Origin of the sequence: Citrobacter sedlakii (assembly GCF_018128425.1) — a bacterium.
Lineage (GTDB): Bacteria > Pseudomonadota > Gammaproteobacteria > Enterobacterales > Enterobacteriaceae > Citrobacter_A > Citrobacter_A sedlakii.
In genome coordinates, this window is sequence record NZ_CP071071.1 from 75,253 (window position 1) to 95,488 (window position 20,236).

Sequence of the window (20,236 nt, forward strand, 5' to 3'; positions counted from 1 at the left end):
TTCGGCCCCTTTCTCATGTAGATTGATTACGCTTCTGGGTAAACAAATAACTCTGCTTTTCCCTGATCAAGAAGGTAAGGGAAAGCAACTTTTTCGCCATTATCCAGCTCAACCGATTTTGGAGCAAGGTAGAGGTAGGCCCAAGCTGGTAGCTGTTTGCTAATAGCTGCGTAGATCGCTTGCTGAGGAGCATGGCTTGCTGCCCCATTACCGACATTCACAAAGTTGTATGCGGTCTCATGGCCTGATGTGAAGGCATACGCTGTACCTTGAACGCCAGAGACAAAATTAGGAGCTGACCCTAGGCGAGGCTCCACGATTTTCACCTTAACGGAACACATGTCAGCTACCTTACTTTGTCCGTTCACCCACGTCGGGCAACCCCATTCATTCTTGTAGAACTGATAGGTTAGGCGACCGTCTTTGTCATACAGAAGCGTGAAATTGGCACCCAAATCAGTCAGCGCTGACTCAATGGAAACTTTCACATGTGAAAGAAATTTGGCCTGAGCGTCTGCCGGTGAAACTGCTTCGTTAGCAGGCATCCAAGCGATCAAGCTATTGCGAGCGCCATGCTGTTTGGGGCCGATAGCCCAGTTCGCAAGGTTGACCAAGCCACCTTGCCAGTCGGTCATTCCGAGCTGAGGGGACATGTAGCCAGACAGCACGTAGGCTGCCCCAAACGTTTTGGTGTCGGTCAGACGCTCCAGCTTGTCACGCGGAACAGAAGCGTCTTGGATGCCTGTTACCAGGCCACCGGCCTCCGCGATGTTGTAAGCGCGACTGTGATTGGTTTTGTACGCTGTGGGTTCGTAACTGCTGGTGGATGCACAGCCAGATAGAGCTGCTACAGCCAGAGCCACGGTGGTGATTAAAGCCTTTTTCATGTTGTTCTCCGTTCTTACCTGAGTTGAATCTGATTTACTTCGATAATATCACAGCATCAAAAAATGCAACCATAAAAGACAAAAAAAAGCCCCTCGGGCGAGGGGCAAAGGTTTGGGCTGGGTTATGCTGCTTTTGTTTTCTCGGCTTCGTCTGCGATTTCCTTGTCGCCGGTTGCAGATTCCGGAGCGGCTTCGGCCACTTCACCTTCTTTGCCTTTGCTGTGGGCGGAAATGCGAGCCCGTTTCTCGATGCCGATGATTCGACCGGCCAGCTTGATGAGGCGTTGCTGCCATTGGTAAGTGGCGTCGGTGCGCTGCTTGCTGGTCAGTACGGTGTTCAGCCAGAGAGTGTCAACGATCCCCATCAGGGTATCCAGTTTGCGGATCAGGTGTGCAAACTGAGCAACCTGAGGAGAGTTGATCTCGATGGTGTATTCATTCGGGTTGGTGTAGCCGGGCATCATGTCGATGCCGTTGTCTTCCATCAGCTTGTTGAGCTGGGCGGTAGCTTTGTCCAGGTCTTCGGAGACCTTGGAAATGTGTTCCAGGATGACGGTTTCAACCTGGTCGATTTCGTCCTGCTCACCGATGATGCGAAGGATCACGTCGATGGAGAACAGGGAGTTGGAAACTCGCTCAAAGCTGCGTTCCATGACGCGCTGAGCTTGGAGGCTGTTTACTTTCAGAACTTGCTTGAAAACAGGGCGAGAGTAGTGGTTGCTGCGGTCGTTGTTTGTGTCCAGTGCTACTTGTGCTTCTGCCATTAGAGATACTCCTAAATTTGAGGTACAGATAAACGCACTGGAAAGGATAAATGCGGTCAATCTGTAACCTGACCTCTCGAAGTGCCCAAAATGGACAGTTACAGCGTTTTCTGTTTAGCAAAGGTGAGCTATATTTGAATCATCTTAGTCGCTCTGCGGCTATAGGTGAGATAGCTGGTCTCCGAAAACAAACAGCATCTAGTCTTATGCCGTATGGCATTACTTAACCCCAAGCCGGGGGCTTCTCCCGGTTTTCGGGTGTTGCCCCTGTTTTTTTTACATAGGAGCAACACCATGCACATCATCACTTTCATTGTAGTTCTGCTTGCATCTCTGGGCGCACTGTACGTAGGCGCGAAGGCATTTGCTTTTTCCTTCATCGTTCTCGCTAAAGTGTTCCAGCGTATCGGTTTGTTCCTTTGGAACAAATTCGCAGTTCCTGCAATGCGGTCTGTACAGGCCGTCATCAAAGAACGTGCTGCCAAGGCTGAACAAGCCAAAGCAGTCGTTGAACCTGAGGTAACTCAAGTTCAAGAAGTCGCTAAACAAGAACCTGACTGGGATTATCTCGAAATCCCGACTTACCTTCGTAAGGGCAAGGAACTTGTTTGGTAATAACTGTCGCTGAGTAATCTTCGACACTTTCAAACCCATCGGGGCAACCATACCCCGACGGGGATGTTGCCCCTTTTTGCTTAGGAGCAACATCATGGAAATCGCTATCATCGCTTTGTGTATCCCTGCTGGTTGGGCAATCTCTCGTCCTTTCGTGAGAATCGCTGAATCGTTCGGTTACTGCTGATAGTCAACGCAAAGGGAGGGGGCAACCCCTCTCTTTCTGGTCAAGCCTCTGTGGCTTGTCCTCAAAGTCTTCTGGTGTCAGTTGGCTTTGACGACAAGCTACAGGGGGAATGTCGAATGCAACAGAATCTTCATGTTTACGACGATCACGCAGGCATCATCTATCTGGCTGATGGACGCGAGGTGAAATTTGATCCGAAACTGTATTCCAGCTCCTACCAGGCGCACAGTGAAGCAGTGAAGTGGGCCAAAGAAACCGGGGTCATTGGTCAAAACGACGATGTGGTGATGTTCGTCCATTGAGGGAGTAGCCTCCAGGAGAGGCTACTCTCCTCGCTCCTTAAAAGTCTTCTTACTCATGGTGAATACCATCAGTAAGCAGATTTTGTTCTCTTCGGAGAGCGAAAAGTGCGATAGCTGGTCGCCAAAAACAAACAGCAAATTAACGTTAATTTACTAGCCCAACCGGGCGCATCCGCCCGGTTCGGGACGTGGTGCGCCTGTCACAATAGGAGCGCACCTATGTCTCAATACTCTCAATTCTCAGTAAGCAAGGTTTTCGGTATGCCCAGCATTCCGGAGAAGGTAACGGCCATCGGCTACGCTGACGGTTCAAACCCTTTCATCCCTGCCACTGATACCAACTACGTTTTCCGCAAAGAGTTTCTGCGAGAGGTCTTGGCCTATCTCAAAGAGCCTGGCGGTGACGCATTGTTCGTAACCGGCCCTACCGGGTCTGGCAAAACCTCAGGTATCACCGAGATCGCTGGTCGTCTCAACTGGCCTGTTCAGCAAATCACTGCCCACGGGCGGATGGAGCTGACAGATCTGATTGGACATCACGCTCTGGTCGCGGAAAAGCCTGGTCAACCACCTGTCATGAAGTTCATGTATGGACCTCTGGCAGTCGCTATGCGTGAAGGTCATCTGCTCCTCATCAACGAGGTGGATTTGGCCGACCCTGCCGAGCTGGCTGGTCTCAACGATGTCCTTGAAGGGCGTCCCCTTGTGATCGCTCAGAATGGCGGGGAAATCATCAAGCCGCACCCGATGTTTCGTGTGGTCGTTACTGGTAACTCTACGGGGTCCGGTGATGCTTCTGGTTTGTACCAGGGGGTGATGATGCAGAACCTCGCAGCTATGGATCGCTATCGTTTCACCAAAGTAGGGTATGCGGATGAGGAAGCTGAACTCAGCATTCTTGGCCGTGCTACTCCGAAACTTCCGGAAAATGTGCGGAAGGGAATGGTTCGGATTGCTAATCAGGTCCGCAAACTGTTTCTTGGCGAAAACGGTGAAGATGGTCAGATCAGCGTCACCATGTCCACTCGGACGTTGGTGCGTTGGGCGAAACTGTCTCTAGCGTTCCGTGGTGCCCCAAATGCTCTTGAATACGCCTTGGATCAAGCTCTGCTTATCCGTGCGGCCAAAGAGGAGCGTGAAGCCATCCTGCGTGTTGCGAAGGATGTGTTCGGGGACCAATGGCGCTAAGAGGTGACGCATGAAGAAAAATGACTGTTTGTGCCGTCGTTACACTGCTAAAGAGTGGGGCAATGACGAAACCACAATAGAAGTCTTCATTGGCTACAAGTTGCTCCGGGAGCCCAGCTCCTCGGAGCCAGGCCAATTCACGATGGTCGAGCTACGCCGAACCGTCACTGATGGGAAAGCTGAAAATTGGTCTGAGACAAAGCTCGAAGGACCTTTTGAAGCTAACGGCCCAGACACGATCCCAATGTCCTACAAGGACAAAGAAAGCCAGTATGTGTCACAGTTTCTCAGCCAGGGGTACACCTTTCTGGATGAGGTGCTGGTAAACGCAGAGACACAGACGGTGCTGGAAGGGGGGAATGTTTCAGCCGGACAAACAGCCAGCTTGGGATCTCTCAACTGGCTGTTATCTCCGCCCTCTGAGTTACCTCCAGGTGACATAAACCTCTTCAAAGGTTTTGTTGCTGGGGTTTTTGCCAAAGGAGCCGGTTTAATCGGCTTTGAGGTTGCTCGGAGCGAAGGCTCAAATGACTTGCTACCCAGTGTGCTGATGCGTACTGACAGCGGTTATGAGCTTGGGGTTAGCACTGGACTAGGCGAAAACACTATCCATCCAGCTACGCTGGAAGGCGCTGGTGAACTCCGCCCGGAACATGGTCACAAACCCCTGCTGATGTTGGTTTACCTGCAACAGCGTTTCGCGGATGACTTTTCAAACGTAGAGAAGCCGCTGGTGGCATTCTGTGATGAACAGGGTGATACCTTCGACTACGAGCGTTTTGATTCACTAAAACCCCTCATTGAACGGTTTGGTTTCAGCTACGACGAAGTAAGAGCAGATGCAGAAAGGCTTGGCCTTGTATCTGAGCTGATTCGCCTGGCAGAGATCGACGCCGAACAAGAGGATCACTTTTTTTAACCCTTACGGGGGCTTGCTCCCCGAAAGGGGCGTTGGCCCTCTCCAAATAACTTGGAGGTCATGATGTCTAAAGGCGTCAACAAAGTAATTCTGGTCGGTAATCTCGGTTCTGACCCGGAAATTCGCTACATGCCAAGCGGCACTGCCGTTGCCAACTTCAACGTTGCAACAACGGATACGTGGCGCGATAAGCAGTCTGGCGAGCAAAGAGAGCATACTGAGTGGCACCGTATTGTGCTTAAAGGTCGTTTGGCGGAAGTCGCTGGTGAGTACCTGAAAAAGGGCTCCCAAGTCTATCTCGAAGGGAGCAACCGCACCCGGAAGTGGACTGACAGCCAACAAATCGAGCGCTACACCACCGAAGTACACTGCGTTGAAATGCAGATGCTTGGTGGTCGTGGAAATGCACCTCAGGACAACTCTCAACGTGCAGCGCCCCAAAAAGGGCAACGTACAGGAGCCGGTACGCAATCTGCTCCTGTGCAGCAATCAGCACCGCAAGGTGGTATGGGCGGAGGCTATGGTCCCGCTCCTGATGGCTGGGATGATGACATCCCGTTCATGCGGCTGCACCACTTGGCTGGCGGGTAACACCGCCAACTCTTACTAAACCCCACGGGGGCACTCATGCCCCGAGGGGGTCATGGTGTCCTCAAACCGTTCATTCGTGAATTGGAGAAACACCATGTCTGATAACAAATCTCTTGTAACCCGTATCGCAAGCCGGTTTGGCGTGGACACCCGAAAGTTCTATGAAACTTTGAAGGCGACCGCATTCAAGCAGCGAGATGGAAGTGCCCCGACCGATGAGCAGATGATGACGCTCCTGATCGTGGCTGAACAGTACGGTTTGAACCCTTTCACTCGGGAAATCTATGCGTTTCCTGACAAGCAAAATGGGATCATTCCGGTAGTAGGTGTTGATGGTTGGAGCCGCATCATCAACGAGCATCCCCAGTATGATGGCGTCGAGTTCGTGTATTCGGACAAGATGGTCAGAATGCAGGGGGCGAAAGTTGACTGCCCTGAGTGGATTGAATGCGTGATTTACCGTAAGGACAGATCTCGCCCTATCCGCATCAAGGAGTTCATTGATGAGGTGTACCGTGAACCGTTTCAGGGTCAAGGTCGCAATGGTGCTTACACTGTTGATGGCCCCTGGCAAACGCACACCAAGCGTCAACTCCGGCACAAGTCGCTGATCCAGTGTTCTCGTGTCGCATTTGGTTTCTCTGGTATTTATGACCAGGATGAAGCTGAACGCATCCGTGAAATGGAGCAGGCATCGGCCATTAACCCGGCTATTGCCAATCTCCCTTCACCATCTCAAGTTCAAAGCCAAGAGCCTTTGGCTATTGAGCACAAAGAGCTTGACCCGATCCTAACCAAACTCGCAAATCGCGCCATTGCTGAAAACGCATGGTCTGCGGCGCATGAGTATGTGAAGGGACGGTATGAAGGTTCGGAACTGCAATATGCGACTCAATTCCTTCGTGACAAGGAGATGGATCAAATGGAGCCTCCGAAACCTGACTACCAGGAAGCGCACGAGCAAGAGTCCGCCGCTGGTGGTTCTGCAAATGCTGAACCTGGTGCCGAAGAAATGCCGCCTTTGAGTGACGAGGACATGATCCCTGTTACAGAAGAGGAGGGCGCGGAAGGCAGTTACTACTAACCCCAACGGGGGGGACTCCCCCGCTGGGGGAGATCTCCCTCCTAACCATTGGAGAGAGGTCCATGAAAATAGTCAACCTATCGCAACGCGAGGAAGATTGGCTTGATTGGCGGCGTCAAGGTGTAACAGCCACTGACGCCGCTATCCTGCTCAATCGGTCTCCGTACAAAACACGATGGAGACTGTGGGCCGAGAAGACTGGGTATGCGCGTGAAGTCGATCTGAGTCTTAATCCGCTGGTTCGCCGGGGGATAGAAAACGAAGATGCTGCAAGACGCGCTTTCGAGGAGAAGTATGATGACATGCTGCTCCCCGCCTGTGTCGAATCGGTTCAATACCCGCTCATGAGGGCCTCCCTGGATGGCCTGAGAGATAACGGGGAGCCCGTCGAGCTGAAAAGCCCGAGTGCGACTGTCTGGGAAGATGTTTGTGCTGAGAAAGCAAACAGCAAGGCATACCAGCTTTATTACCCGCAGGTGCAACACCAGCTCCTGGTAACGGGGGCCAAGCAAGGCTGGTTAGTCTTCTACTTTGAAGGTCAGATTCAGGAGTTTCCAATACTCCGAGACGAAGCCATGATTCAAGAAATCTTGGCCGAGGCTAAAAAGTTCTGGCAACAGGTAGTAGACAAGAAGGAGCCCGACAAAGATCCAGAGAGAGACCTGTACATACCGCAAGGTGAAGAGGTCAACCGTTGGATTGCTGCTGCTGAGGAATACCGCCTCTATGATGCAGAGATTCAGGAGCTGAAACAGCGACTGTCTGAGCTTCAAGAAAGGCAAAAGCCTCATCTCGACACCATGAAGTCCCTCATGGGGGAATACTTCCATGCCGACTACTGCGGTGTGATGGTAACGAGATACAAAGCGGCTGGCCGGGTAGACTACAAAAAGCTGTTGGCTGATAAGGCGTCAGGCGTGAAGCCTGAGGATGTTGACCAGTACAGAGAGAAGTCATCAGAGCGGTGCCGTGTAACGGTTACTGGCTCTGTGAAGCCACGGTACATTGTTGATGAGGACGTGCTTGCTCCTCTTGATGATTTGCCGGAAGAAGTAGAGACGTTCTACTGGTGAGTGGGGGATTTTCCCCCGCTTTCCCTTGGGGATTCTGGGAGTCTCCAACGGAAAGCAAGATTTTGTTCTCTTCGGAGAGCGAAAAGTGCGATAGCTGGTCGCCAAAAACAAACAGCAAATTAACGTTAATTTACTAGCCCAACCGGGCGCATCCGCCCGGTTCGGGACGTGGTGCGCCCCCAACTTTTTGGAGTGCATCATGACTAAAGTGAACCATCTACAAAGCCTCTGTGTTATCCACGTAGACTTTGACATCTGGAGTGGACAAACCCGTTTGTCTGCATCTGATCTCAAGCTGGGCGAGGGTGGTGAAATTCCACCTGAGAAAGTAGCTCAACTGGGAAGTAAGAAGATCTGTGATCCGGCTAAGCTGAAAGGCTTTCATCGCCTGAAAACAGAAACTCGTCGCCTCCTGCTGAAATTCGGTATGCCGTTCATGAACGGATTTGCCGTACCCGTCAGCAAGACCGATGAAATCTGTAACAAGCTGAATGACATCAACTTTCAGTTTAACCAACTGAAACAGGATTTCATCAAAGGTTACAACAAAGCCGTGGATGAATGGTGTCAGGAGAACCCTGAGTATGAACGAGCTATCCGTGCCGGAGCCCTTCCAAAGGAAACGGTCGAGGAGCGGATTGGCTTTGAGTACCAGGTGTTCATGATCCAGCCTGTGAACGAAGATGAGGCCAACGCCAAACGCCTTAACCGCAAGGTTGAGCGCCTGGGTGACGATCTCATCTCCGAAGTGGTTCAGGAAGCGAATAAGTTCTATATGGAACGTTTGGCCGGTCGAGACCAATGTGCGGTCACTACTCGGCAGACACTCCGTAACATCCGCGACAAGGTGGATGGGCTTAGCTTCCTGAACAGCGCTTTTAACCCTCTGGTCAAGCTGCTCGACCAAACCCTCCGGGGATACGAGCAACATGCCGATGGCCGAAACATCGTTGCGCCTTTCTTTTATCAGGTCGTGGCCGCAGTGCTGATCATGAGCGAGAGGGACCGCATCGAGCAGTATGCCAATGGCTCGATTACTGTAGAGGGCATGGCTAATGACATTGGCGGTTCGGGAGCCCAGATGGGGGACCGTTCTAAAGATGAAAAGGCCGAACAGAAAAGCGATAAAGCCGGTGAGCTTATCCCTGCAACAGAGGGTGGCGAAACCAAGCAGCAACAGGTAGGTGGTACTGAATCTGTTCAATCAGAACAGACTAACAGCGGTGGTAACTCTGTTGACCTGGATGAAGACATCGACAACTTCTTCAAGAGTTTTGCAGAACGAGGCGAGGGTGAATCGGAAGATGAATCCAATGCCGGTGATGTGGTTCGAGAAGAGCGTGTTGATGTTGAGGATGAGCTGGTTTTGCCTGAGGAAACTCCGGTAGAGCAAGAGCCTGTCCAAGAGGAGACGACAGAGGAGCCTCTCAACCAGGAGCTGCCTAAAACTGACGACGATGGCGACTATTTCTTCTAATAGTCACTTCAACTAAACCGACCCGGAGGGGATAGCCATTCCCTCCAGGGGTGGACTATCTCCTTCCCTACCAGGAGAAAAGATATGTCCAAAAAACGCACCATTTACAGCGCTCTACCAATCGTGGCCGCAGCCTATGGTGAAAAACTCGGTGTCAAAGTCGCCATCGGTAACGATGACGCATACACCGATGGTAAGACCATCGTGGTTCCGAATATCCCCGACGACTATCCTCACATGGATGCTGTCTGGGGGTATTTGGCCCATGAAGCAGCCCATGTCCGGTTTACGGACTTTGGTGTTGAGCGCCGCAGAGGTCTTCATGCTGAGTTGTCCAACGTTTTGGAGGACTGCCGCATAGAACGGGCCATGATGGAACTCTTCCCCGGTACGTCGCAGACCCTGAATGAGGTTGCTCGCTATATGGCTCAAGCTGGTCATTACGAGCACGTCACAGACAAAGAGGCCCCTGCCTCCATTCTGACAGGGTTTTGTTTGTACTGGTTGCAAACCAAGGCTGTAGGGCAATCCGTCCTTCAACCCTATCTCGATTCGGCTACCCCCGTATTCGAGCGCGTGTTCCCTCAGGGTGTTGTTGTTCGGCTGAACGCTTTACTGCGTAAGGCTGTGAACACTAAGTCAACCGCAGAGGTGACATCCTTGGCCGACCAAATCATCAAGATGATCGAGGAGGAAAAGGAGAAAGAAGAGCAAAAGCCCCAGAATGGTCAGGATGGTAACAACCAGCAGAATGCTGGTGGCAACCAACCTCAGAACAGTCAGGGCGGAAGTGGTAACGATCAAAACCAAGGGCCTGATGCCAATGGTGGTGATCAGCAAGGTAAAGACCAGAAGCAAGACGATGCTAACGGGAAATCTGATCCGAAAGGACAGGGCGACCAAGGCAAGTCGGATACTGATGGTGGCAGCAAGGCAGGACAAAGCCAGGCTGGTGGCAATTCTGACGCGGCGAAACAAGACGCGGCCAAAATGCTCCAGCAGGTTCTGAATGCCGGTGCCGGTGATTTGCGTGGTGACGCGCATGATGCACTTAAAGCCGAGCTCAACCGGGTGGCTCAAGATAAGGGGGACAGTAGCTATATGACTGTTCGCTCTGCTGTGAACACCCAGGACAACCCTGCTGTTGGCAAAAGCCTGGTAGGGGATGTGAAGAGCACCACTTCAAAGATAAGAACGCAGCTCTACGGATTGGTCCAGGCCAGCCAGCGAGTTGCTCACCGTAACCAACGATCAGGGAAGCGTGTGGATGCTCGGAAACTACATCGTGTAGTGACGGGTGATACCCGCGTATTCCTCAAGCCAGAAGCCAAGAAACGCCCTAATACGGCGGTTCACATCCTGGTTGATATGAGCTCCTCGATGGCCTACAAGGCCGCCAATGGAAAGGAGCGTCAAGACATTGCGCGGGAAGCGTCCTTGGCTATTTCGATGGCTCTGGAAGCAATACCCGGCGTAAACCCGGCAGTCACCTTTTTTGGTGGCAACCGGAACCAGCCAGTGTTCAGTGTCGTGAAGCATGGAGATACGGTTCAGAATCGGGCCGGTCGGTTTGGGTTCAAAGCAACTGGCGGTACGCCTATGGCGGAAGCTATGTGGTATGCAGCTTTTGAACTCACCAAGACCCGTGAAGAGCGAAAAATGTTGATCGTAGTGACTGACGGGCAGCCTCAAAGCGCCCCGGCATGTCGCTCAGTGATTGACCTCTGTGAACGAAGCGATGTTGAGGTGATCGGCATAGGGGTAGAGACTACCGCAGTGTCAGGACTGTTCCAAAAGAACATTGTCATTGATGATGCGGCAGCTCTGCAACGCACACTGTTTAAGTTGATGGAGCGGTCATTGACTGCTTTTGCAGCTTAACAGGAAGTGAAACGACAAACGGCTATCCCTTCGGGGGTGGCCGTTTTTATTTGGAGAGTCTATGAACCAATTCCATTCATCTTTGGATTTGTATCATCGGAACAAAGGTAGAAGGGCTACAGTGCCGGAGACGCCTTTTTTACTGCTTGCTAAGCGCATTCCTCCGATGTACTGGAGACTGTTCCAGGGTGTTACTTTGGATAGTCGTATGGGATACACAGGCAGGCGGCAGTTCCACCGTCTTGGGCAAGCAATCGACTGGGCAAAGTCATCAGTTGGCGATTCCTGGTCAAATAAGCGCTTTCACAAGCCGGTAGGCCTCGATGTATTGCTGGCCTGTACTGCGAGTAAGGTGCCTGAACATCTGGTCGAAGAACTGAAAAGACGGGGCAGTTGATGCGTCTTTGAGCTTTGCACCCGAAAAGGGCAGTTTGAGCGTTCCTGTTCACACAGCTCTCGTGGAACAATCAAAGTGAGGAGGGAATACCCTCCCACTTTCTCAGAGGCCTTCATTGAGGGTTGCTGAGAAAGTGAATTTTGTCCTCTCTGAGGGCGAAACGTGCGATAGCTGGTCGCCAAAAACAAACAGCATTCAACCTCAGCCTAAGGGCGCACTGCGCCTGACAGGCTCTGTGTGCCCAAGTTACTTTAAGGAGCACACATGTCTCATCTGAACAATCTCAAATCCGTAATGATCTCTCTCGCCGCCGAACATAAGCTGCCTGAAATCTACCAGGATGACATCACTACCGATGTGGAGTCTCTGGATCGATTCGATGGTTTACGTCTGGTCTGGCTGTTGCGGTCTTGCGGCAGCGTATTGGTGCCAGCGGAAGTTGGCGTTAATCCGATCTATATCACCCATTGGTTGTGGTCTAACCACGGTCAACAGGTGGTTCCATTCTCTGTGGATACCCGCACGGGGTTGATTGAAAAAATCGACTTCGAGCAAGCTGAAAAGCTGATCATGCAGATGCCTTGCAACCTCTCTTCATTGCAGAACAAGGAATACTTGGTTGACCAGGTAAACCGAGTATTGCAACGAGGTTGTGAAATGCGTATCTGGGGTATCTTCGAGTCTCCAAGCTCGGTGGAATCCGTTGGTGGTTGGAAAGAGTGGCAGAGCTATTTCAGCTCTACTGGGAATCGACTGATGGCCGATTTCGTTGGTAAAGCCATTCGATTCACCAACCCTCGATAAATCGCCGTTCAACCATTAACCCTAATTAACCCTATGGGGCTCCGATAGCCCTGAGGGGACGGGGCTCCGCAATCGCAATAAGGAGTCCCTATGAAAAACCTATCAGCTTTGGAAGCAGTTCTTGACTACGACAAACCTTCTCGACGTTTTCTTGATGAGCTCAACGAAAACCAGATGAAGGATTTGTCCGGGGAAATCTTCGCCAAGCTCTACTGGAGCAAGCGTAATCCCCAGTGGTACGAGAAAGACACCAATCGGCTGTTTGCACGACTTCGTTGGGTTCAGCGCATCATCAAGAAGCGCTTGAAAACCGGCAAGGTTAAACCTGAACTGACAGAAAATGGTTCAGTGATGGAGCGCTTCAACTTCCCTTATGGTGACACTCTCGATTTCTTCCATCGGTACTTGCGACATCCCAAATGGGAGGTTGTGTATCAAGAATCGGGGTGCAGTGCCTTTTGGAAAAATGAAGCAACGCTTGAGCTATGCACCTACTGCGAAGGTGATGTGGTCATGATGAAGGCTCCTGATGAAGCAACCTTCTTTCGTGATTGCAATCGCCTTAGCTGGTGGTATGCAGATAACGCTTGATCTTAATCCCTAACCAGGGGCGAACCGGCCCCTGATGGGAGCATGGTGCGCCCCATCTATGATGGAGGACGCCATGTTCAAATCATCAGTATGCTCCTACGAAAACAGGGGGCCTTACGGAAACAACAAGTACCGAGGCAACTGCTCGGGCTTTATCGTTAAAGACTTCATTGAGTCTTACATGAGAAAGCCGAACGGGCTGGTGGCAGACCCAAGTGTTGGGGGTGGCTCTAGCATCGACGTTGCCAATGAACTTGGTGTCCGTTTCAAAGGGACAGACTTGCATCAGGGGTTCAACCTGTTGCGGGATGACTTCCTTTCGTTCCTCGGAGAGCCTGCACACCTGATCTGGTGGCACCCTCCTTACTGGGACATGATCCAGTATTCAGGTAAGCAGTGGGGCGAGCCCAACAAATGGGATATGAGCCGCATGAATTTGCCTGAGTTCGTTGAAGCCCTTGAGCTGGCCGTTATGAATATTCATGACGCCTGTGAGCGAGGAGGGCATTACGGAATCCTCATGGGAAACCTGAGGCGCGATGGGGATTATTTCAACCTGTCCAGCCTTGTGGAACGTATCGCACCTGGGAAGCTGGTGGATGAGATCATCAAAACACAGCACAACTGTGTGAGTGACCGAACTCAGTATTCCGGGAAGCTGGTGCGTATCGCCCATGAAAAGCTGTTGGTGTTTCGTCGTAACGACGTTGCCTCATCGCTCTGTCTTCTTGCTGCCGTACACCGTCGAGCAACCAATATGGTTTCGACTACGTGGAAAGCTGCAATACGCCGAACCCTACAGGGGAAAACGTTGAAGCTGGAGCAGATTTACAAAGAGATTGAACCCTACGCAAAGCATCGAGAGAACAACCACTGGCAAGCAAAGGTCAGGCAAGTTCTTCAAGATGCCAGGTTCTTTATTCGCATCGAGGTAGGTGTCTATGCACTTGCTGAGTAGCCCAACCGGGGCGTGACATCCCGGAGGGGATTGGTCGCGCTCATCAACAACAAAGGAGCGTGACCATGAACGTACAACTTCAAGCCAGCAACAATGTGCTGTTGGCGCAAATCGAAAGCAAAGGCCTCACTGTTGAAACGCATTGTCGCAGTGGCTTTTGTGGCATGTGCCGGGTTCGTCTACTCGAAGGTCAAGTGGCTTATGACGAGACGCCCATCGCATTTGTCAAAGAAGGGGAAGTGTTGGTTTGCTGCGCTAAAGCAAAAACCGATGTGACCTTGGAAATTTAACCCATCCGGAGGAGCCTTTCCTGCGGGTGGGGCTCCTCTATCCATTACGAGGAGAAACACTATGTCTATCAATACCAAAGTTGAACAAATCGCATACGGTCATGCTACCGCTCTAGTGCTCAGTGAACTGGGCCAACAAGAGAATTGGTGCAAGGCTTATGAGTATTTGTCTGAGTGTGTAGAACGGGGAGACGAACCTGAGGATCTGGTCGTTTGGCAACCGTTTGAGCACTGGGAATGGAAAGACATTCTGGAGCAGATCGAGAGCGAAGCCGAGTCTCTGCTTTCGACTATTAAGTCGGTTTTAGGCTTGGCCCACAAAGGCATCATTCAGTCAGCAATTGACTGCTCTCTGGATTCGGACATGACCCAGCTTGACCTGATTGGAATGGTCGAGCTCGGAAGTGAAATCGAAGATGGGGAGTGTGCTGGAGGTGGCTATGCAGCTTAACCGATACACGGCCAGGGAGTCTGACAAAAGTCGGATACTTCGGACCATAGGCTGGTGCAAGCGCAACCACCTTACACTTGCCGGTCTTCCATACGAGGACAATCTTGCAGGAAGTGATGGGATCAGCATAGAGATCATCACTCCTCCTGGTATGTCGCGGGAAATGTTGGAGCAAGCCGTCAGAGAGGGGTATTCAGAGCGAGATGTCGTAAGGCATCGCATTCTGGAGTGCCCTGTCGGTTGGTTCATGGAAGCTGATGGCAAGGCATTTGATCATGAAGTGTTCCACGATTACGTGGTGGCTCATGGTTATGGCGAACCTTCCAGCGAAGCCTATGAGCTGGCGGAGCGGTGGTTCTGGCAGGGCAACGATTATGCGTTGATAGCTGCGGAAATAGTTGCTCGTGATCTTTGTGTTCGTGATGACGAAGATGAGGACTGATCCTATGGATGCTGTAGCGCATATAGCAGCAGATAACCTTGTACCGGCATGTGGAGGTGCAGAGAAGCCGTTTACCGTTAGTGGTAGACAGTGGCTTTACTGCTATCACCCAGCCAGTGGGAGGCACTGCTACTTAGACCTCGATAATGACCGTCCAGTCTGGCATCGAGGATTTCATCCTGCTTTTCATCCTGAGCTTGAGTTCGCTGATGAAGCTGAGTTGCTTCGACCAGTTGAGCGAAAGCCTGACCATGAAGAGCTGGAGGATTTTTACTTTTAACCCACGGGGCCGCTCTTCCTGATGGGAGACGGTCCTCCATTCTCAAAGGAGAAGACCATGAAAGATCACAGTCAAACGATTGTGTTCCCTGGGAACAATGTTGAATCACTTGCTGAGGCTAACGCCATGTTGAGCGCTGTGTCGGAAGATGCACGTAAAGCCAGCAATACGGAAGACAAACGTGACCTTGAATCGCTTCAAGGCTGGCTGGAAGAGAACATCAATTCTCAACTGGCAGGCGTGAAGTAACTATGACTGTAACCCCACTGGGGGCTTCATGCCCCTGTGGGGGCATGGTGCCCGTAAAAGGAGTCACCATGAATGCAGTGAAGATGATCCAGAAGGAAAACCAGCTTGAGCTGCCGCTTTTCTTCCTGGATGAAGAGCCGAAGACCGCAGAAGTCATTCCATTTGAGCCAAAGCCTGAATGGACTGATGATGAGGTAAGGCAGTTACGTGATGGGCTTTTATGGCATAGCCTTAGAGTCCTTGCTGATGGTCGAGCTGGAAGTGAAATCAAGCAGGAAACGATGGCTTGGGTGATGTCCGATGAGGTACATCCATTCTCATTTGTGGTCTGCTGCGATGAAGCAGGTTACGATCCATCTGGAGTAAGGGAAGGCGTGAAGTCTATCCTAAACCGCTTAGCGCGGGTTAAAGCGGGGGGTTAACCCCCTGCTTTCCCAGTGGCATCGACTTTCACATGTGAAAGTTTGTGCCCCTCGGAAAGCAAGATTTTGCTCTCTGTCGAGAGTGAATAGTGAGGTAGCTGGCCTCCCCAAACAAACAGCATTCTACATAACCCTTGGGGGATCACTGCCCCTCGGGCTGGTGGTTCCCTGACAAACATGGAGCCACAACTATGACTACTCTTGCCAGCTTTGCGAATCCGATTTCTGTTATTCAACGCTCACCAACCAGTGGGGTGTTTGGCACAAATCAGTTCGTAGGAGACAAAGAGGGATTTGTACAAAAGGTGCTCGGAAAGTGGTACTGCAATCCAGGGAATACCATTCCCGTTGAGAGCATGTCCCACCTTGAGCAGGCGGAGAAACTGTATGACTTCTATGTCAAGTATCTCCAAGTGAAAGAAAAGATCTCTGTGAACCTTGGCCGGGTGCTGCATAAGCTGTACAGCACTGGTTCTATCAAGGAAGCAGAGATCGTGCTTGAAGCAATAAAGGCTCAGGCTGGCGTAACAGCTTGAGCAATCTACTAACCCTAAACCGGGTGCATCCGCCCGGTTCGGGACGTGGTGCGCCCCCAAACTATTTGGAGTGCATCATGGAAAAACATAACCTCAAATCCGGATTCAGCATCTATTTCGCTGACGTCCATTTCGAGAAACAAGTCTACGCATTCGGCTCAGGACTTGGCTTCACCTCTGTGATTTACGCCTACTCGCTGGGCCGAGATCCGGAAGAAGCTGAGAAGCTGGCGCTTGAAAAGTACGACTCTGACGAAACGAAGGTGAAGAAGGTGCATGTCAATCTGGCTCGCAGCCAGGACATCAACCGCTACACCTTCCCTGAACAAATGGCTGGCTTTGCTAATGCCATTCAGTCTCACGGCATCGCTGTGAACTGAGAACCACTTTAAACCCATCGGGGCCATTACTTCCCGATTGGGACGGTAGTGGCCTCTCAACCGAAAGGAGAGAGCTCATGGCTACTATCGTAAACACCAAGTTAGGAGAACATCGAGGCAAGAAGCGCGTCTGGCTGGAAGGCCAAAAGCTACTGCGTGAAGGTTACTATCCTGGCATGAAGTATGATCTGGAGCTGAAAGATTCCCAGGTTGTGCTTCGCGTCAAAGAGGAGGGTAAGTTCACCATCAGTAAGCGTGAGCGCAATGGCCGGGTGTCTCCAATCATCGATCTGACCGTGCAGGAGCTTGCTACCGTTTTTGACGGTGTAGAGATGCTCCGCGTGTTCATCCGTAACGGCGCAATTGTGATCTCTGCTCACCATCAACAAGAGCGAGTGATCGAGCGCGTCAACCGGCTTATCAGTAAGCTGGAGAATGGAGAATCGCTTTCGGTATGCAGCCTCTTTCATGGGGGTGGTGTGCTTGATAAAGCGATTCACGCCGGTTTTCACAAGGCGGGAATTGCCAGTGCCATATCTGTGGCCGTGGAGATGGAAGGGAAATATCTCGATTCGTCTTTGGCAAATAACCCGGAGCTTTGGAACGAAGATTCTATTGTTATCGAATCGCCAATCCAGGCTGTGAATCTCAGCAAACGCCCACCACAGGTGGATGTTTTGATGGGGGGCATACCGTGTACCGGCGCGTCAAAGTCAGGTCGCAGTAAGAACAAGTTGGAGTTTGCCGAATCGCATGAGGCGGCAGGTGCCATGTTCTTCAACTTCCTGCAATTCGTAGAAGCGCTAAACCCAGCCGTTGTGCTGATTGAGAACGTGCCTGAGTACCAGAACACCGCTTCGATGGAAGTGATTCGTTCGGTGCTCTCTTCGTTGGGTTACTCCCTACAAGAGCGCATTCTCGACGGCAATGAGTTTGGGGTTATTGAGCGCCGCAAGCGTCTTTGTGTTGTTGCGCTTTCCCACGGGATCGACGGGTTTGAACTTGAGAAGGTTCAGCCTGTTCGCACCAAGGAAAGTCGCATACAGGACATCCTGGAGCCAGTTCCGCTCGATTCTGAACGTTGGAAGTCATTTGACTATCTGGCTGAGAAGGAGTTGAGAGACAAAGCTGCTGGCAAGGGGTTCTCTCGCCAGCTTCTGACTGGCGACGATGAGTTTTGCGGCACCATAGGTAAGGACTATGCAAAATGCAGAAGTACCGAACCTTTCATTGTTCATCCAGAACAGCCGGAGTTGTCTCGCATCTTTACACCGACAGAACATTGTCGAGTGAAAGGGATACCAGAGGAACTCATCCAAGGTCTGTCGGACACTATTGCCCACCAGATTCTCGGGCAATCGGTAGTCTTTCCCGCGTTCGAGGCTTTAGCCCTCGCATTAGGGAACAGCCTGTGGAGCTGGGTTGGAATGATGCCAATCATGGTCGAAGTCGTGGATGAATCACAGCCGGTGATCGGTGGTGAAGACTTCCATTGGGCAACGGCATTGGTTGACGCAAAGGGCACTCTCAAGCTGTCACCGGCAGCGAAAAAACAGGGGATGCCCTTCAACATTATGGATGGTCAATTGGCTGTCTATTCACCTAACGGAACTAAAAAGAGCTGCGGCCATGAGCCTTGCGAATATCTCCCGGTAATGATGTCCGGAGACGCAATCATGGTCACTTCATCTTTGGTTCATTAGTAACTCACCGGGGCAATGCCGAAAGGCCTTTGCTCCGGCCTATCCGAAAGGAGAGTAATCATGAAAATCGAAACTGTTGTGCCTTTACCTCCCGAGGATTCAGGCCTTCAACACTGCATTGCCAGGTTCCATAACCGCAACATGGATTCCAAGCGAAAAGACAAGACCCGTTTTTTCAGGAGGGAGCCGGTTATGATCGTAAACCCAGAGACCAAAGCAAAGGTTCTCCGGTATGCGATGGGCAACCCTGGGAATTTATCCATCACAAAGCTGGCGGTCGCGCTGGATTACGATGCGGTAGATGCTCTGGGTGTTCGTTTTAAAGACACTGTAAATCTTGAGGTTCGCAGAGCCAGGCGCTGGGAAGTCTGGCAGTGGTTCTGGAACCATCCGGATCAAAGTGTCCAACTGTCAATCAAATTGGGCGTGGTTGGCGCTGTGTTGGGAGTCATGGGCTTCCTGACTGGCGTAGCTCCGTACCTCTTGGGATAAACCAATAAAGCCGTTAACGGGCAATGTAAGTCCGGAGACGGCTTGCATTGCTCTCTCGAAAGTGGAGAGTCAAATGAACACATTAGAACAACTTGTAAATCAGAGAGTGCTTGAGGAAGGTCTGAAAAAGGCGAAGCCATTGGCCGCGCAAATGGGGCTTGAATCTGTACCTGATGAGATGCTTGAAATGATCTGCCCAAACTTGAACTACTCTGGGCAGTTTACGCCAGCTCTGTACGCGAGATTTCAAAGCGTAAAGCGATTACTGAAAGAGTTGTCGGAACAAACCTCACCTAAGCACGGGCATATTGTGAAGTTTACCAACCAATATGGGAGCTACGATGAGTCAGCTTTGCTGTTCAAAGAAGGCGACGTCAGAAACCAGAACTTGGTTGCTTGTGTGGGCGGGAAGACGATAAATCTCGGAGAGCTAGAGCTTCGAGATTATGGGCTCAATATGCACATCGGTTGCGGTGGACCATTTGAGCCGATCTCAGAAGCGCAGATTCAGTCCTTGTCTGAGTTTGACTTCTATGAGACGACCTACAGATTCTGGGGCCAGAATCCATGTGGAAACGGGATGATAGACATCACCGTCCCTATGAAACGTTGGTTCTTGACTGTGTAGCTTCAACCTGAGTGCGCCGAGAAATCGGCGTACCGGCCCCTTAAAAAGGGTAATCAGCGCAGGGGGAAACCCCGCGCTTTCCCAAGCATCTCGGTTTCCCAGGGTGCTTCGGAAAGTGCCTTAGGCGCTCAAGTGCGGTAGCTGGCTGCCAAAAACAAACAGCAAATTATCAACCCTGACGGGAGCACCTCCTGTTAGGGGGGCTCCGTCATAAACTGAACGGAGATATAGCATGTCTAAAAACGTCAACGATGTTTTTTCAAACCGAACTTCTTTGGAATGTACTGTGAATGCAGCGCTGGATCGTCGTATCGGTCTGCGTGTCGGGTTCCCTCATTACAGAGAAGGAGCAAACGGTGTGGTTTGTGAGATCGAAGCAGAGTACCCATTGCTCAACACTCATTCGAGTGTTGCATGGCCCCTGCTCGATGAACTCAACAGTTACACCATCCAAAAAAACCAATCGCTCATTGATCACATTGATAATGCGGTCGCTGAACTGTTGAAACACAAGGCTCGTCTACAGCTTGATATTCAAAAGCTGCAAGACGGTGACATTGATCTGGTGAAACAGGCCAAGCAGCAATACGAAGACAACCAGATGTCGAGTAGCAGCTAGTTCAGGTCTGATAGCCAGGATTCAAT

26 protein-coding genes are annotated in these 20,236 nt (G+C 51.3%); 24 read left to right on the forward strand and 2 right to left on the reverse strand.

Annotated features, from left to right (window positions below; all coding sequences use genetic code 11):
• Positions 1-26: 26 nt before the first annotated feature.
• Both JY391_RS22950 and JY391_RS22955 read right to left on the reverse strand, forming a co-directional pair.
• Positions 27-887 carry a hypothetical protein gene (locus JY391_RS22950; RefSeq protein WP_000709517.1) on the reverse strand — a complete coding sequence of 287 codons (861 nt, stop codon included), beginning with the start codon at positions 885-887 and terminating at the stop codon, positions 27-29.
• 122 nt (positions 888-1,009) lie between these two features.
• Positions 1,010-1,651: a hypothetical protein gene (locus tag JY391_RS22955; RefSeq protein ID WP_000796664.1), complete on the reverse strand. Its 642-nt coding sequence runs from the start codon at positions 1,649-1,651 to the stop codon at positions 1,010-1,012.
• A 294-nt stretch (positions 1,652-1,945) separates the two neighbouring features.
• On the opposite strand from JY391_RS22955, the gene JY391_RS22960 reads away from it, so the two are divergent.
• The 24 genes from JY391_RS22960 to JY391_RS23075 all read left to right on the forward strand — a co-directional run bounded on the left by JY391_RS22960 (position 1,946) and on the right by JY391_RS23075 (position 20,210).
• Complete coding sequence (locus tag JY391_RS22960) at positions 1,946-2,266, forward strand: hypothetical protein (protein ID WP_000547566.1); 321 nt, start codon at positions 1,946-1,948, stop codon at positions 2,264-2,266.
• Positions 2,267-2,569: 303 nt separating this feature from the next.
• Positions 2,570-2,755, forward strand: a complete 186-nt coding sequence (locus JY391_RS22965) for a hypothetical protein (protein ID WP_001186917.1) — start codon at positions 2,570-2,572, stop codon at positions 2,753-2,755.
• A 219-nt stretch (positions 2,756-2,974) separates the two neighbouring features.
• A complete protein-coding gene (locus JY391_RS22970; RefSeq protein WP_000085160.1) occupies positions 2,975-3,943 on the forward strand; it encodes an AAA family ATPase in 969 nt (322 codons plus the stop codon).
• Between the two features lie 10 nt (positions 3,944-3,953).
• Positions 3,954-4,862 (forward strand): hypothetical protein, encoded by a 909-nt coding sequence (locus JY391_RS22975; protein WP_000739139.1) that lies wholly within the window; start codon positions 3,954-3,956, stop codon positions 4,860-4,862.
• A gap of 60 nt (positions 4,863-4,922) precedes the next feature.
• Entirely contained in the window at positions 4,923-5,453 is a 531-nt protein-coding gene (ssb, locus tag JY391_RS22980; protein ID WP_000987165.1) for a single-stranded DNA-binding protein, read from the forward strand.
• Between the two features lie 94 nt (positions 5,454-5,547).
• Complete coding sequence (bet, locus tag JY391_RS22985) at positions 5,548-6,537, forward strand: phage recombination protein Bet (protein WP_001282585.1); 990 nt, start codon at positions 5,548-5,550, stop codon at positions 6,535-6,537.
• Positions 6,538-6,599: 62 nt separating this feature from the next.
• Positions 6,600-7,610: a YqaJ viral recombinase family nuclease gene (locus JY391_RS22990; RefSeq protein ID WP_000706865.1), complete on the forward strand. Its 1,011-nt coding sequence runs from the start codon at positions 6,600-6,602 to the stop codon at positions 7,608-7,610.
• Positions 7,611-7,809: 199 nt separating this feature from the next.
• Positions 7,810-9,087, forward strand: coding sequence for a DUF3150 domain-containing protein (locus tag JY391_RS22995; RefSeq protein WP_000170087.1), 1,278 nt, complete (start codon positions 7,810-7,812; stop codon positions 9,085-9,087).
• A gap of 84 nt (positions 9,088-9,171) precedes the next feature.
• The gene (locus tag JY391_RS23000) at positions 9,172-10,968 is read left to right on the forward strand and encodes a VWA domain-containing protein (RefSeq protein WP_000039319.1); all 1,797 of its coding nucleotides are present in this window, start codon (positions 9,172-9,174) and stop codon (positions 10,966-10,968) included.
• A gap of 61 nt (positions 10,969-11,029) precedes the next feature.
• Positions 11,030-11,365 (forward strand): hypothetical protein, encoded by a 336-nt coding sequence (locus JY391_RS23005; RefSeq protein ID WP_001447572.1) that lies wholly within the window; start codon positions 11,030-11,032, stop codon positions 11,363-11,365.
• Positions 11,366-11,629: 264 nt separating this feature from the next.
• A complete protein-coding gene (locus JY391_RS23010) occupies positions 11,630-12,169 on the forward strand; it encodes a hypothetical protein (RefSeq protein ID WP_000018872.1) in 540 nt (179 codons plus the stop codon).
• Between the two features lie 90 nt (positions 12,170-12,259).
• Positions 12,260-12,760 carry a hypothetical protein gene (locus JY391_RS23015; protein ID WP_000793769.1) on the forward strand — a complete coding sequence of 167 codons (501 nt, stop codon included), beginning with the start codon at positions 12,260-12,262 and terminating at the stop codon, positions 12,758-12,760.
• 73 nt (positions 12,761-12,833) lie between these two features.
• Positions 12,834-13,718, forward strand: coding sequence for a hypothetical protein (locus JY391_RS23020; protein WP_000477209.1), 885 nt, complete (start codon positions 12,834-12,836; stop codon positions 13,716-13,718).
• A gap of 65 nt (positions 13,719-13,783) precedes the next feature.
• Positions 13,784-14,008, forward strand: coding sequence for a class I ribonucleotide reductase maintenance protein YfaE (gene yfaE, locus JY391_RS23025; RefSeq protein WP_001102700.1), 225 nt, complete (start codon positions 13,784-13,786; stop codon positions 14,006-14,008).
• Positions 14,009-14,069: 61 nt separating this feature from the next.
• Positions 14,070-14,459 carry a hypothetical protein gene (locus JY391_RS23030; RefSeq protein ID WP_000026577.1) on the forward strand — a complete coding sequence of 130 codons (390 nt, stop codon included), beginning with the start codon at positions 14,070-14,072 and terminating at the stop codon, positions 14,457-14,459.
• The gene (locus JY391_RS23035; protein ID WP_001176699.1) at positions 14,449-14,901 is read left to right on the forward strand and encodes a hypothetical protein; all 453 of its coding nucleotides are present in this window, start codon (positions 14,449-14,451) and stop codon (positions 14,899-14,901) included. Before JY391_RS23030 ends, JY391_RS23035 begins: the two co-directional genes overlap by 11 nt.
• A 337-nt stretch (positions 14,902-15,238) precedes the next feature.
• Complete coding sequence (locus JY391_RS23040) at positions 15,239-15,430, forward strand: hypothetical protein (protein ID WP_000651508.1); 192 nt, start codon at positions 15,239-15,241, stop codon at positions 15,428-15,430.
• Between the two features lie 68 nt (positions 15,431-15,498).
• Complete coding sequence (locus JY391_RS23045; RefSeq protein WP_000994741.1) at positions 15,499-15,852, forward strand: hypothetical protein; 354 nt, start codon at positions 15,499-15,501, stop codon at positions 15,850-15,852.
• A gap of 191 nt (positions 15,853-16,043) precedes the next feature.
• On the forward strand, positions 16,044-16,388 hold the full coding sequence (locus JY391_RS23050) for a hypothetical protein (RefSeq protein ID WP_000209093.1): 345 nt from the start codon (positions 16,044-16,046) through the stop codon (positions 16,386-16,388).
• A gap of 77 nt (positions 16,389-16,465) precedes the next feature.
• On the forward strand, positions 16,466-16,768 hold the full coding sequence (locus tag JY391_RS23055) for a hypothetical protein (RefSeq protein WP_000410925.1): 303 nt from the start codon (positions 16,466-16,468) through the stop codon (positions 16,766-16,768).
• Between the two features lie 77 nt (positions 16,769-16,845).
• Complete coding sequence (locus JY391_RS23060) at positions 16,846-18,471, forward strand: DNA cytosine methyltransferase (protein ID WP_000201432.1); 1,626 nt, start codon at positions 16,846-16,848, stop codon at positions 18,469-18,471.
• Between the two features lie 60 nt (positions 18,472-18,531).
• Positions 18,532-18,963, forward strand: coding sequence for a hypothetical protein (locus JY391_RS23065; RefSeq protein WP_000687894.1), 432 nt, complete (start codon positions 18,532-18,534; stop codon positions 18,961-18,963).
• A 73-nt stretch (positions 18,964-19,036) separates the two neighbouring features.
• The gene (locus JY391_RS23070; protein ID WP_001093867.1) at positions 19,037-19,591 is read left to right on the forward strand and encodes a hypothetical protein; all 555 of its coding nucleotides are present in this window, start codon (positions 19,037-19,039) and stop codon (positions 19,589-19,591) included.
• 232 nt (positions 19,592-19,823) lie between these two features.
• Positions 19,824-20,210: a hypothetical protein gene (locus JY391_RS23075; RefSeq protein WP_000042274.1), complete on the forward strand. Its 387-nt coding sequence runs from the start codon at positions 19,824-19,826 to the stop codon at positions 20,208-20,210.
• Positions 20,211-20,236 lie beyond the last annotated feature (26 nt).

Coding starts and splice junctions, on each gene's coding strand:
- JY391_RS22950 (WP_000709517.1), bottom strand. CDS start 887: ATGAAAAAGGCTTTAATCACCACCGTGGCTCTGGCTGTAGCAGCTCTA.
- JY391_RS22955 (WP_000796664.1), bottom strand. CDS start 1,651: ATGGCAGAAGCACAAGTAGCACTGGACACAAACAACGACCGCAGCAAC.
- JY391_RS22960 (WP_000547566.1), top strand. CDS start 1,946: ATGCACATCATCACTTTCATTGTAGTTCTGCTTGCATCTCTGGGCGCA.
- JY391_RS22965 (WP_001186917.1), top strand. CDS start 2,570: ATGCAACAGAATCTTCATGTTTACGACGATCACGCAGGCATCATCTAT.
- JY391_RS22970 (WP_000085160.1), top strand. CDS start 2,975: ATGTCTCAATACTCTCAATTCTCAGTAAGCAAGGTTTTCGGTATGCCC.
- JY391_RS22975 (WP_000739139.1), top strand. CDS start 3,954: ATGAAGAAAAATGACTGTTTGTGCCGTCGTTACACTGCTAAAGAGTGG.
- ssb (WP_000987165.1), top strand. CDS start 4,923: ATGATGTCTAAAGGCGTCAACAAAGTAATTCTGGTCGGTAATCTCGGT.
- bet (WP_001282585.1), top strand. CDS start 5,548: ATGTCTGATAACAAATCTCTTGTAACCCGTATCGCAAGCCGGTTTGGC.
- JY391_RS22990 (WP_000706865.1), top strand. CDS start 6,600: ATGAAAATAGTCAACCTATCGCAACGCGAGGAAGATTGGCTTGATTGG.
- JY391_RS22995 (WP_000170087.1), top strand. CDS start 7,810: ATGACTAAAGTGAACCATCTACAAAGCCTCTGTGTTATCCACGTAGAC.
- JY391_RS23000 (WP_000039319.1), top strand. CDS start 9,172: ATGTCCAAAAAACGCACCATTTACAGCGCTCTACCAATCGTGGCCGCA.
- JY391_RS23005 (WP_001447572.1), top strand. CDS start 11,030: ATGAACCAATTCCATTCATCTTTGGATTTGTATCATCGGAACAAAGGT.
- JY391_RS23010 (WP_000018872.1), top strand. CDS start 11,630: ATGTCTCATCTGAACAATCTCAAATCCGTAATGATCTCTCTCGCCGCC.
- JY391_RS23015 (WP_000793769.1), top strand. CDS start 12,260: ATGAAAAACCTATCAGCTTTGGAAGCAGTTCTTGACTACGACAAACCT.
- JY391_RS23020 (WP_000477209.1), top strand. CDS start 12,834: ATGTTCAAATCATCAGTATGCTCCTACGAAAACAGGGGGCCTTACGGA.
- yfaE (WP_001102700.1), top strand. CDS start 13,784: ATGAACGTACAACTTCAAGCCAGCAACAATGTGCTGTTGGCGCAAATC.
- JY391_RS23030 (WP_000026577.1), top strand. CDS start 14,070: ATGTCTATCAATACCAAAGTTGAACAAATCGCATACGGTCATGCTACC.
- JY391_RS23035 (WP_001176699.1), top strand. CDS start 14,449: ATGCAGCTTAACCGATACACGGCCAGGGAGTCTGACAAAAGTCGGATA.
- JY391_RS23040 (WP_000651508.1), top strand. CDS start 15,239: ATGAAAGATCACAGTCAAACGATTGTGTTCCCTGGGAACAATGTTGAA.
- JY391_RS23045 (WP_000994741.1), top strand. CDS start 15,499: ATGAATGCAGTGAAGATGATCCAGAAGGAAAACCAGCTTGAGCTGCCG.
- JY391_RS23050 (WP_000209093.1), top strand. CDS start 16,044: ATGACTACTCTTGCCAGCTTTGCGAATCCGATTTCTGTTATTCAACGC.
- JY391_RS23055 (WP_000410925.1), top strand. CDS start 16,466: ATGGAAAAACATAACCTCAAATCCGGATTCAGCATCTATTTCGCTGAC.
- JY391_RS23060 (WP_000201432.1), top strand. CDS start 16,846: ATGGCTACTATCGTAAACACCAAGTTAGGAGAACATCGAGGCAAGAAG.
- JY391_RS23065 (WP_000687894.1), top strand. CDS start 18,532: ATGAAAATCGAAACTGTTGTGCCTTTACCTCCCGAGGATTCAGGCCTT.
- JY391_RS23070 (WP_001093867.1), top strand. CDS start 19,037: ATGAACACATTAGAACAACTTGTAAATCAGAGAGTGCTTGAGGAAGGT.
- JY391_RS23075 (WP_000042274.1), top strand. CDS start 19,824: ATGTCTAAAAACGTCAACGATGTTTTTTCAAACCGAACTTCTTTGGAA.